This window comes from Pseudomonas sp. NFACC46-3, from assembly GCF_900114515.1.
Taxonomy (GTDB): domain Bacteria; phylum Pseudomonadota; class Gammaproteobacteria; order Pseudomonadales; family Pseudomonadaceae; genus Aquipseudomonas; species Aquipseudomonas fluorescens_Q.
Genome location: NZ_FOTH01000020.1, coordinates 1 through 11,324 on the forward strand (window position 1 = coordinate 1; position 11,324 = coordinate 11,324).

The following is an 11,324-nucleotide window of genomic DNA, read 5'->3' on the forward strand; positions in this document are numbered from 1 at the left end:
TTGCTCCGTGGGCCGCCGCGAAGGGCCATCCATGGCCCAGCGCGGCTATCCCGGCATCCATGCCGGGATGCCCACTGCGCAATGCCTGCGTTCGGCCAGCGTGGTTTAACGGGGCGCCCCAGATCAAAAGCATGCCCGAGGCGGCCTTATAGCCGGCCTGTCTCCTTGTCGTACTCCGCTCCAATTGTGGGAGCGAGCTTGCTCGCGATGGCGGCCTGACAGCCGACCAGGATTGGTGGGATGGCCGGAGATTTTGATCGCTCCCCTGGCCTTCTGAAAATCTCGTAGGAATCTCCCCTTTTGTGACGAGGGGATTTATCCCCGCTGGGCTGCAAAGCAGCCCCCTCTTTTCGTCAGACCAGCCCCATACCCAGGATTTACGGCGGCTGCGCCACCGAGCGAGAGCAAGCTCCCTCGTCACAGAGGTTGTGGGCGTCCTACAGGTCGGTTGTTGCCTCAAAAATCCCCTTCTATAGTTCGGTTCACCTGCTGGCTTTGGTTAGCGGAGGGTTTCGCAGCCCTATCGAGGAATACATGGCATTTCTTTTTCTTCGAGGACTTCAACCTTATGTCGACAAATCAATCATCCAGCAACTTCACCCCGCTTACCCCAACAGCCACCACCCACCCCGTCCTGTTCATCGATAAAACCGCCCCACTGACCGAACTCCACGCCTGCGCCAGCGAACGCCTGCACGCCACCCTCGACTACCTGACGCTCATGGCCTGCACCACACTGCGCGATTCGGCCGAGACCGACATCAACACCATCACCAACATCGCCCGGATCATGGTCCAGGATGTGGCGGATGTTTTTGGGGTGATTGAACAGCGCGGGCTCGAAGGACAGTAAAAACCTGCGGGAGGAGTCTGCTCGCGATACTGTTGGCGCAGCAGGAAGAGCTGTTGGCTGACGCACTATTAACGCGAGCGGGCTCGCCTATCGTCCGCCTACAGTCATCGCTGACTCAGGAAGTCATGTGCATATTCTCCAGAGCAGAGTAGGATTAAATCCTATCTTATTCAGGAAGCCCATCATGCGTAGCACTCAACAGTTCAGCATAACTCTGCCTAAGCAGATGGCCGACGTGGTGAAAGCCAAGGTTGCTGCCGGTGAATACGCCACTGAAAGCGAAGTCATTCGTGATGGCCTCCGGGCGCTGCTGGCCCGTGATCGCGCTTTGGAAAACTGGCTCGTAGGCCAAGTAGCCCCCGCTTATGATGCATTGAAAGCTGACCCCTCACGCGCGCTGAGCGTCGATGAAGTGCGCTCCCGATTGGCGGCGGAGCACCAGAATGCCACTATCAAATCGTAATGGCGTATAGCATTGATTTTGTCCCGGAAGCCCTTGAGCAGTTAGCTGCGCTATATAGCTACATTGCCACGGCGTCTTCGCCAGAAACCGCGCAGCGGTATACCAACGCCATCGTGACCTATTGCGAAGAACTACGGACGTTCCCGCACCGAGGCAACCAGAGGGACGACATACGCCCTGGGCTGCGTATCACAAACTACCGCAAGCGGACCGTGATTGCCTTTGTCGTTGATGCCGAGCAGGTTTCCATCTTGGGCGTTTTTTATGGGGGGCAGGACTTTGAAGTCGCTTTGCAATGTGAACTGGACGATTAACGTGCAGTAGATTCTGTGTAGGGTCAAAGGGGATTTACACACAAATACAAAACAAAAAAACCCGCATCACTGCGGGTTTTTTCTGACACCTGAAACTCAGTTGACCTTAGCGTTCAACTCACCCTTCAAATACCGCTGATACATCGCTTCCAACGAAATCGGCTTGATCTTCGAAGCATTCCCCGCCGTCCCAAACGCCTCATAACGCGCAATGCACACATCACGCATGGCCGTCACAGTAGCGCCGAAGAACTTACGTGGATCAAACTCGCTCGGGTTGGTCGCCATCAAACGACGCATGGCACCGGTAGAGGCCAGGCGCAGGTCGGTGTCGATGTTGACCTTGCGCACGCCGTACTTGATGCCTTCGACGATTTCTTCAACCGGCACGCCGTAGGTTTCTTTGATGTCGCCGCCGTACTGGTTGATGATCGCCAGCCACTCCTGCGGTACCGAGGACGAACCGTGCATCACCAGGTGAGTGTTGGGGATGCGCTTGTGGATTTCCTTGATGCGGTCGATGGCCAGTACGTCGCCGGTAGGTGGCTTGGTGAACTTGTAGGCGCCGTGGCTGGTGCCGATGGCGATGGCCAAGGCGTCGACCTGGGTCTTCTTGACGAAGTCCGCAGCCTCTTCCGGGTCGGTCAGCATCTGGCTGTGGTCCAGCACGCCTTCGGCACCGATGCCGTCTTCTTCACCGGCCATGCCGGTTTCCAGCGAGCCCAGGCAACCCAGTTCGCCTTCCACGGAAACGCCGCAAGCGTGGGCCATGGCCACGGTTTGCTGGGTGACGCGCACGTTGTATTCGTAATCGGTCGGGGTCTTGCCGTCTTCGCCCAGGGAGCCGTCCATCATCACCGAGCTGAAGCCCAGCTGGATGGAGCGCTGGCAGACGTCAGGGCTGGTGCCGTGGTCCTGGTGCATGCACACCGGGATGTGCGGGAACTCTTCGATCGCCGCCAGGATCAGGTGACGCAGGAATGGCGCACCGGCATATTTACGGGCGCCGGCCGAAGCCTGGACGATCACCGGAGAGTCAGTCTTGTCAGCGGCTTCCATGATGGCGCGCATCTGCTCAAGGTTGTTGACGTTAAAGGCTGGAACGCCGTAGCCGAACTCGGCTGCGTGGTCCAGCATCTGACGCATGCTGATAAGTGCCATTAGTGTGTCTCTCCCGGTCGAGGGTCGTTAATCGTGCCAGCCTGCCGGAGCGGCGGCGGCTATTCAAGTCATTGCGGATCGGGGGTCGGCCCCGGCCTGCGTGTTCGGTGAAACAAAATCTCAAAACTAAGAGGCCCGCTCCCACATTGGGTCTCCGTGGATCAATTGGCCTTGCAACCCCGCCCAATCAAGTCATTGGTGGCGACCCAATACACCAGGCCTTCCTCACCCTTGACGTGAAACGCCAGCATGTCATCGCTGTACAGTGAACCTTCAGCACCCGGTTCAAGCTTGAGGCGATAAACCTTATCGGCGCCGCCCAGGCGTACATCGACTTCCTTGTGGGCGGTATCGGTGTAGCGCCAGAGCACTTTGGCCTCGCTGTCACAGGTCCAGGTCGTCCAACCTTCAACAGGTTCGGACGAGTGTAAAAAGTCCAACTGCGCACAACCGCCCAGCAATACCAACGCCACGACGGCGATCAAGCCTTTCATCCGTGTTCCTCGACTGACGGCACACGCCGCCAGCCATGAGTTAAGAGTCAGACCCGTCAAGGACAGCCATGTTCCTTGGTCGGGGTTTGCGTCTCGTATTTGTCCAGGCCGTCCGGCCCGGAACGCTTGTTCAGCACCGGGTTGGTCTCGGCCTGCCAGTCGGCCTGGTAACAGCCATCTTCAGGCGCCGGCGTGCCGGGTTGCGGGGCCGTAGCCTGCGGGCCGCTTGAGCAGGCCACCAGCATCGTCGCCGCCAACAGCAACGGGATCGTCTTGACCATCAGAACACTCCTTTGCCTGGTCAACGCAGCTTCAGGCCTTGGCCCGGCTTTCCAGGACTTCCACGGCTGGCAACACTTTGCCTTCGACGAACTCGAGGAATGCGCCGCCGCCCGTAGAAATGTAGGAGATCTGCTCGGCCACGCCATATTTGTCGATGGCCGCCAGGGTGTCGCCGCCACCTGCGATGGAGAACGCAGCGCTGTCGGCGATAGCCTGGGCCAGCACCTTGGTGCCATTGCCGAACTGGTCGAACTCGAACACGCCGACCGGGCCGTTCCACAGGATGGTTTTGGAAGACTTCAGCAGTTCGGCGAAGTTGGCTGCGGTTTGCGGGCCGATGTCGAGGATCATGTCGTCCTCGGCTACGTCATCGATCAGCTTGACGGTGGCGGTGGCGCTTTCTGCGAATTCCTTGGCCACGACCACGTCCACAGGCAACGGTACGCTGACCTTGGCGGCGATTTCCCGAGCGGTGTCCAGCAGGTCCGGTTCGTACAGGGATTTGCCGACCGGGTGACCCGCAGCGGCGAGGAAGGTGTTGGCGATGCCGCCACCGACGATCAACTGGTTGCAGACCTGGCTCAGGCTGTTGAGCACGTCCAGCTTGGTGGAGACCTTGGAGCCGGCAACGATGGCGGCCATCGGCTGGGCCGGGGAGCCCAGGGCCTTGCCCAGTGCGTCCAGTTCAGCAGCCAGCAACGGACCTGCTGCGGCGACTTTGGCGAACTTCGCCACGCCGTGGGTCGAACCCTCGGCGCGGTGGGCGGTGCCAAAGGCGTCCATCACGAACACGTCGCAAAGGGCGGCGTACTGCTGGGCCAGTTCGTCGGCGTTCTTTTTCTCGCCCTTGTTGAAGCGCACGTTTTCGAACAGCACGACATCGCCGGCCTTCACGTCCACGCCGCCCAGGTAGTCAGCAACCAATGGCACATCGCGGCCCAGGGCACGGCTCAGGTAATCGGCCACAGGCTTGAGGCTGTTTTCCGCCGAGAACTCACCTTCGGTCGGACGGCCCAGGTGGGAGCAGACCATCACGGCCGCGCCTTTTTCCAGGGCCAGCTTGATGGTCGGCAGCGAAGCCAGGATACGCGCGTCGCTGGTGACAACACCGTCCTTGACGGGGACGTTGAGGTCTTCGCGGATCAGTACGCGCTTACCTTGCAGATCGAGGTCGGACATCTTCAACACGGTCATGGGTCGCAATTCCTGGGTAACTGTTTAGAGAGCAGGTTTTTTTGAAGCGGTTTGCAGGTAATGCTCGGCAACATCCAGCATTCGGTTGGCAAACCCCCATTCGTTGTCGAACCAGGCCAGGATGTTCACAAGCCGAGGCCCGGAAACACGGGTCTGGCTGGCATCGACGATGGCCGAATGCGGGTCATGGTTAAAATCACAACTGGCATGAGGCAACTCGGTGTAGGCCAGAAGGCCTTTGAGCGGACCGCTGGTGGCGGCTTCGCGCAGGATCCGGTTGACCTCGGTGGCGTCGGTATCGCTCACGGTCTGCATCGTAATGTCGAGGCAGGACACGTTGACCGTCGGCACCCGCACGGCTTTGGCCTGAATTCGCCCCGCAAGTTCCGGCAGCAGCCGTTCAATGCCGCGCGCCAGACCAGTGGACACCGGAATCACCGATTGGAATGCCGAACGGGTGCGGCGCAAGTCCTCATGGTGGTAGGCGTCGATCACCGGCTGGTCGTTCATCGCCGAGTGAATGGTGGTGATCGACACGTATTCCAGGCCAATGGCCTGGTCCAGCAGGCGCAACAGCGGCACGCCGCAGTTGGTGGTGCAGGACGCGTTGGACACCAGCAGTTCGTCGCCGGTCAGGCAATCCTGGTTCACGCCGTAGACAATGGTCGCGTCCACGTCCGTTTCGCTGGCCATCGGCTGGGAGAACAACACCCGTGGCGCGCCGGCAGCGAGAAAACGCTGGCCGTCTTCGCGGGTGTGGTAGGCACCGGAGCATTCGAGCACCAGATCGACATCCAGGGACGCCCAATCGATGCCTTCGGGGGTGGCACTGCGCAAGACCTTCACGCAGTCGCCGTTAATATGCAGACAATCGCCCTCGACCCGCACTTCGCCGGGAAACCGGCCGTGGGTGGAGTCAAAGCGTGTCAGGTATTCGATGCTGGCCATGTCGGCCAGATCGTTGATGGCCACAATCTCGAACCCGGCCTTGGCCCCTCGCTCGAACAACGCACGCAAGACGCAACGACCAATCCGGCCGTAGCCGTTGAGTGCAACTTTGTAGGGACGCGGTTGGGGCATGGGGTTCTCTGACCTAGTTGAATCCATTGAGGCAGTTCGTCTGAGCCACCGCTATCGCGAGCAAGCTCGCTCCCACAGGATCGGTGAAAATCCTTGTGGGAGCGAGCTTGCTCGCGATGGCGGCAGAACAGACAACCTGTTTGCGGATCAGTCTTCCAGCAACTCTTCAGCCTGACCCAGGATGTTTTCCAGGGTAAAACCGAATTCCTCGAACAGCGCTGGCGCAGGCGCCGATTCGCCGTAAGTGGTCATGCCAATCACGCGACCTTCCAGGCCCACGTATTTGTACCAGTAATCGGCATGGGCAGCCTCGATGGCGATCCGTGCACTGACCTGCAGCGGCAACACCGCTTGCTTGTAGCCGGCATCCTGGGCATCGAACACACTGGTGCAAGGCATGGACACCACGCGCACGTTGCGGCCCTGCCCGGTCAGCTTGTCGTAGGCCTGGACGGCCAGGCCGACTTCGGAACCGGTGGCGATCAGGATCAGCTCAGGCTCGCCGATGCAGTCCTTGAGCACATAGCCGCCACGAGCGATGTCGCCGATCTGGTCGGCATCACGGTTCTGGTGCTGCAGGTTCTGGCGGGAGAAGATCAGCGCCGACGGGCCGTCGTTACGCTCGATCGCGTATTTCCAGGCCACCGCCGATTCCACGGCATCGCATGGGCGCCAGGTATCCAGGTTCGGCGTGCAACGCAGGCTCGCCAGTTGCTCGATCGGCTGGTGAGTCGGGCCGTCTTCACCCAGGCCGATGGAGTCGTGAGTGAACACATACAGGACGCGTTTTTTCATCAGCGCCGACATGCGCACGGCGTTGCGGGCGTATTCCATGAACATCAGGAAGGTCGCGCCGTAAGGCACCAGGCCGCCGTGCAGCGCCACGCCGTTCATGATCGCGCTCATGCCGAACTCGCGAACGCCGTAGTACATGTAGTTGCCGCTGGCATCTTCAGCGCTGACGCCTTTGCAGCCTTTCCACAGGGTCAGGTTGGAACCGGCCAGGTCGGCCGAACCGCCCAGCAGTTCCGGCAGCAACGGGCCGAAGGCGTTCAGGGTGTTCTGGCTGGCCTTGCGGCTGGCGATGGTTTCGCCCTTGGCGGCGACTTCAGCGATGTACGCCGAGGCTTTTTCGGCGAAGTCGGCCGGCAGCTCGCCGCTGAGGCGACGCACCAGTTCATTGGCCAGTTCAGGGAATTCGGCGGAATACGCGGCGAAACGCTGATCCCATTCGGCTTCGACCGCGCGACCTTTTTCCTTGGCATCCCATTCGGCGTAAATGTCGGCCGGGATTTCGAACGGGCCATGGTTCCACTTCAACGCGGCACGGGTCAGGGCGATTTCCTCGGCACCCAATGGCGCGCCGTGGCAGTCTTCCTTGCCTTGCTTGTTCGGCGAGCCGAAACCGATGGTGGTCTTGCAGCAGATCAGGGTCGGCTGGGCGCTTTTGCGGGCCGTCTCGATGGCGGTCTTGATCTCTTCCGGGTCGTGGCCGTCGACGTTGCGGATCACCAGCCAGTTGTAGGCTTCGAAGCGCTTGGGGGTGTCGTCGGTGAACCAGCCTTCGACTTCGCCGTCGATGGAGATGCCGTTGTCGTCGTAGAAAGCAATCAGCTTGTCCAGGCCCAGGGTGCCGGCCAGGGAGGCGACTTCGTGGGAAATGCCTTCCATCATGCAGCCATCACCCAGGAATACGTAGGTGTGGTGATCGACGACGTTATGGCCGGGACGGTTGAATTGCGCCGCCAGGACTTTTTCTGCCAATGCAAAACCCACGGCGTTGGCCAAGCCCTGGCCCAATGGACCGGTGGTGGTTTCCACGCCTGGGGTGTAGCCGTATTCCGGGTGGCCCGGGGTGCGGCTGTGCAGTTGACGGAAGTTTTTCAGGTCATTGATCGACAGGTCGTAGCCGGTCAAGTGCAGCAGCGAGTAGATCAACATCGAGCCGTGACCGTTGGACAGTACGAAACGGTCACGGTCGGCGAAGGCTGGGTTGCTCGGGCTGTGCTTGAGGTAGTCGCGCCAAAGCACCTCGGCGATATCCGCCATACCCATGGGGGCACCGGGATGGCCGCTGTTGGCTTTCTGCACGGCATCCATGCTGAGGGCACGAATGGCATTGGCACGCTCACGACGGCTGGGCATCGCTGTTCTCCTGCGGGTATTGAATCGAGAATGAATAAAATGGAACTGAAAAAAGGCGAGCATTTTCCCTCACCCACCCGCCCCGGGGCAATGACAGATAGTCATCCTTGGGCGTTTTTCCGGCAGATAAAGTCGCATTCACCAGGTGAAACCTTTCCGCTGATGGCTTGTAGAGTCAAGCACAGGCTGGGAAGTGCCATTTATCCAGCAATATCAAAACTTTTTGATATTGAACTTGCGGTGATCCAAACCCCTCACTAGACTGCCCCACTATGAAACAGACTGCCGCACTATGAACTTACCTGCGCCTTCCATTCGCCATGACGACTGCGATGAGCTGGCGGCCCTTTGCAAGGCCGGCGGCGATCCGTTGCGGCTCAATGTATTGCGCGCCCTGGCCAACGACTCGTTCGGCGTGCTGGAACTGGCGCAGATCTTCGGCATCGGCCAGTCCGGCATGAGCCACCACCTCAAGGTCTTGGCCCAGGCGGACCTGGTGGCGACCCGCCGGGAAGGCAACGCCATTTTCTATCGCCGCGCCCTGCCCCACACCGACCTGCTGGGCGGCAAGCTGCACGCCGCGCTGCTGGACGAAGTGGACACGCTGAACCTGCCGACGGACGTGCAGGCTCGCATCGCCCAGGTACACGGGCAACGGGCCGCCGCCAGCCAGGACTTTTTCGCCCGGGTCGCCGAGAAATTTCGCGCCCAGCAAGACCTGATCGCCGGTCTGCCGCAATACCGCGAAAGCGTCGTGGCACTGCTCGACAAACTAAGCTTCGAAGCCACGGCCACGGCGATCGAAGTCGGCCCCGGTGATGGTGCTTTCCTGCCGGAACTGGCGCAGCGTTTCAGCCAGGTGACGGCGCTGGACAACAGCCCGGCCATGCTTGAACTGGCGCGCCAGGTGTGTGAACGCGAGGCCCTGGCTAATGTCAGCCTGCAACTGGCCGATGCATTGGATGGCATGAGCTTGCAGGCCGATTGCGTGGTATTGAACATGGTGCTGCATCATTTCGCCGCGCCGGCCGATGCACTCAGGCACATGGCCGGCCTGCTGCAACCGGGCGGCAGCCTGCTGGTGACGGAGTTATGCAGTCACAACCAGAGCTGGGCCAGGGAGGCCTGTGGCGATCTCTGGCTCGGATTCGAACAGGACGACCTGGCCCGCTGGGCCACCGCTGCGGGCCTCGTGCCCGGGGAAAGCCTCTATGTAGGCTTACGCAATGGTTTCCAGATCCAGGTTCGCCACTTTCAGCGGCCGACTGGCGACACTCACCAACGGTAACTTGTAGGAAAACATCGAGATGAGCGAATACTCCCTTTTCACCTCCGAGTCCGTGTCTGAAGGGCATCCGGACAAAATCGCCGACCAGATTTCTGATGCGGTGCTGGACGCCATCATTGCTGAAGACAAGTTCGCCCGCGTGGCGTGCGAGACTCTGGTGAAAACGGGCGTGGCGATCATCGCCGGCGAAGTCACCACTTCGGCCTGGGTCGACCTGGAACAGATCGTCCGCGACGTGATCCTCGGCATTGGCTACAACAGCTCCGACGTCGGCTTCGACGGCGCGACCTGTGGCGTGATGAACATCATTGGCAAGCAGTCTCCCGACATCAACCAAGGCGTTGATCGGGCCAAGCCTGAAGACCAGGGCGCCGGCGACCAGGGCCTGATGTTCGGCTACGCCAGCAACGAGACCGACGTGCTGATGCCGGCCCCGATCACTTTCTCACACCAGTTGGTCCAGCGTCAGGCCGAGGCCCGCAAATCCGGCCTGCTGCCTTGGCTGCGCCCGGACGCCAAGTCCCAGGTGACCTGCCGTTACGAAGGCGGCAAAGTGGTCGGTATCGACGCCGTGGTCCTGTCGACCCAGCACAACCCTGACGTGTCCTACAAAGACCTGCGCGAAGGCGTGATGGAGCTGATCGTCAAGCACGTGCTGCCTGCCGAGTTGCTGTCCAAGGACACCCAGTTCCACATCAACCCGACTGGCCAGTTCATCATCGGCGGCCCGGTGGGCGACTGCGGCCTGACCGGTCGCAAGATCATCGTCGACAGCTACGGCGGCATGGCCCGTCACGGCGGCGGCGCGTTCTCCGGCAAGGACCCATCGAAGGTTGACCGCTCGGCGGCCTACGCCGGCCGTTATGTAGCCAAGAACATCGTCGCCGCCGGCCTGGCCGAGCGCTGCGAGATCCAGGTGTCCTACGCCATTGGCGTGGCCCAGCCTACGTCGATCTCGCTGAATACCTTCGGCACCGGCAAGATCGGTGATGACAAGATCATCAACCTGGTCCGTGAAGTGTTCGACCTGCGTCCATACGCCATCACCACCATGCTCGACCTGCTGCACCCGATGTACCAGGACACTGCCGCCTATGGCCACTTCGGTCGTACGCCGCAGACCAAGACCGTGGGTGACGATACCTTCACCACGTTCACCTGGGAAAAAACCGACCGCGCCGACGCCCTGCGCGCCGCTGCCGGCCTGTAATACCGGCGTGTAAAGAAAAAGCCCCTGGCGACTGGGTCGCCAGGGGCTTTTTTTGTGCCAAAAGATAACCCTGTGGCGAGGGAGCTTGCTCCCGCTGGGGTGCGAAGCGCCCCCCTGCAACCCTCAGGAGTATTGGGTTGCCTGGGTGGTTAGTTGGGGTTGCTTCGCAACCCAGCGGGAGCAAGCTCCCTCGCCACAGGGGACCCTCAGTGAAGTTAGGTCCTGCGTGCCACCAACAAAAACGAAGCCGCACTGGCCAGCAGCCCCGCACACATCCGATTGAACAGGCGCTTGCCACTGGGCCGGGCGAATAGCCGTCGCGCGTAAATGCCCATGTAGCAATACAAGCCGATGGCGATGCACTCCAGTGCCAGGAACAAACCACCCAGCACGGCGAATTGTTGGGTGACGGTGCCCGCACGGTCGACGAATTGCGGCAGGAACGCGGTAAACAACAGGATCGCCTTCGGATTGCCGATCGCCACCAGGAACTCCTGGCGCGCCAGGCCGGCCCGGCTCATCGACGCAACCACGGTTTCGCTGCCGGCCTCGGGCTGGGCCCGCCACAATTGCACCGCCAAATAGAACAGGTAACCGGCACCGACGAGCTTGATCCCCAGGAACAGCAACTCCGAGGTGTGCAGCACGGCGGTAAGCCCCACCGCTGCCAGGGCGATCATGATCGCAAATGCCAGCAATCGACCAATGCCGCCACTGCACGCCCGGACGAAGCCATAACGCGAGGCGTTGCTGATGGACAGCAGGTTGTTCGGCCCCGGCGCCATGTTCAGCGCAAAGCAGGCCGGGATGAAAACAGCGAGCGTCGACAGTTCCATCGGG

At 60.8% G+C, this 11,324-nt stretch carries 13 protein-coding genes; 6 read left to right on the plus strand and 7 right to left on the minus strand.

Features of this window, described 5'->3' with window-relative positions:
* Nucleotides 1-568: 568 nt before the first annotated feature.
* The 3 genes from BM300_RS19235 (at nucleotide 569) to BM300_RS19245 (ending at nucleotide 1,630) form a co-directional block, all read left to right on the plus strand.
* Nucleotides 569-853 carry a fructose-bisphosphate aldolase gene (locus tag BM300_RS19235; RefSeq protein WP_092150775.1) on the plus strand — a complete coding sequence of 95 codons (285 nt, stop codon included), beginning with the start codon at nucleotides 569-571 and terminating at the stop codon, nucleotides 851-853.
* A 184-nt stretch (nucleotides 854-1,037) separates the two neighbouring features.
* Complete coding sequence (locus BM300_RS19240) at nucleotides 1,038-1,316, plus strand: ribbon-helix-helix domain-containing protein (protein WP_092150772.1); 279 nt, start codon at nucleotides 1,038-1,040, stop codon at nucleotides 1,314-1,316.
* The gene (locus BM300_RS19245; protein WP_092221436.1) at nucleotides 1,316-1,630 is read left to right on the plus strand and encodes a type II toxin-antitoxin system RelE/ParE family toxin; all 315 of its coding nucleotides are present in this window, start codon (nucleotides 1,316-1,318) and stop codon (nucleotides 1,628-1,630) included. The genes BM300_RS19240 and BM300_RS19245 overlap by 1 nt, the downstream gene beginning before the upstream one ends.
* Before the next feature lie 96 nt (nucleotides 1,631-1,726).
* Here BM300_RS19245 and fba read toward each other — a convergent pair whose 3' ends face one another.
* From fba to tkt, 6 genes are all read right to left on the minus strand, one after another.
* On the minus strand, nucleotides 1,727-2,791 hold the full coding sequence (gene fba / locus BM300_RS19250; RefSeq protein ID WP_003177554.1) for a class II fructose-bisphosphate aldolase: 1,065 nt from the start codon (nucleotides 2,789-2,791) through the stop codon (nucleotides 1,727-1,729).
* A gap of 161 nt (nucleotides 2,792-2,952) precedes the next feature.
* A complete protein-coding gene (locus BM300_RS19255) occupies nucleotides 2,953-3,285 on the minus strand; it encodes an MliC family protein (RefSeq protein WP_063324006.1) in 333 nt (110 codons plus the stop codon).
* 56 nt (nucleotides 3,286-3,341) lie between these two features.
* On the minus strand, nucleotides 3,342-3,566 hold the full coding sequence (locus BM300_RS19260) for a YajG family lipoprotein (protein WP_092150766.1): 225 nt from the start codon (nucleotides 3,564-3,566) through the stop codon (nucleotides 3,342-3,344).
* 31 nt (nucleotides 3,567-3,597) lie between these two features.
* Nucleotides 3,598-4,761 (minus strand): phosphoglycerate kinase, encoded by a 1,164-nt coding sequence (locus BM300_RS19265; protein ID WP_063324004.1) that lies wholly within the window; start codon nucleotides 4,759-4,761, stop codon nucleotides 3,598-3,600.
* Nucleotides 4,762-4,785: 24 nt separating this feature from the next.
* Nucleotides 4,786-5,841, minus strand: coding sequence for an erythrose-4-phosphate dehydrogenase (gene epd, locus BM300_RS19270; RefSeq protein WP_092345260.1), 1,056 nt, complete (start codon nucleotides 5,839-5,841; stop codon nucleotides 4,786-4,788).
* Between the two features lie 147 nt (nucleotides 5,842-5,988).
* Nucleotides 5,989-7,986, minus strand: a complete 1,998-nt coding sequence (gene tkt / locus BM300_RS19275; protein WP_092463667.1) for a transketolase — start codon at nucleotides 7,984-7,986, stop codon at nucleotides 5,989-5,991.
* A 30-nt stretch (nucleotides 7,987-8,016) separates the two neighbouring features.
* Between tkt and BM300_RS30490 the strand changes: the two genes are divergently transcribed.
* Genes BM300_RS30490 through metK form a run of 3 tightly spaced genes read left to right on the plus strand, consistent with a single transcriptional unit; the run spans nucleotide 8,017 to nucleotide 10,484 of the window.
* Nucleotides 8,017-8,247 (plus strand): hypothetical protein, encoded by a 231-nt coding sequence (locus tag BM300_RS30490; protein WP_139197653.1) that lies wholly within the window; start codon nucleotides 8,017-8,019, stop codon nucleotides 8,245-8,247.
* Between the two features lie 31 nt (nucleotides 8,248-8,278).
* Nucleotides 8,279-9,274: an ArsR/SmtB family transcription factor gene (locus tag BM300_RS19280; protein WP_092150763.1), complete on the plus strand. Its 996-nt coding sequence runs from the start codon at nucleotides 8,279-8,281 to the stop codon at nucleotides 9,272-9,274.
* 19 nt (nucleotides 9,275-9,293) lie between these two features.
* Nucleotides 9,294-10,484, plus strand: coding sequence for a methionine adenosyltransferase (gene metK, locus BM300_RS19285; protein ID WP_003177547.1), 1,191 nt, complete (start codon nucleotides 9,294-9,296; stop codon nucleotides 10,482-10,484).
* A 215-nt stretch (nucleotides 10,485-10,699) separates the two neighbouring features.
* Here metK and BM300_RS19290 read toward each other — a convergent pair whose 3' ends face one another.
* A complete protein-coding gene (locus tag BM300_RS19290; RefSeq protein ID WP_092221432.1) occupies nucleotides 10,700-11,320 on the minus strand; it encodes a LysE family translocator in 621 nt (206 codons plus the stop codon).
* Nucleotides 11,321-11,324 lie beyond the last annotated feature (4 nt).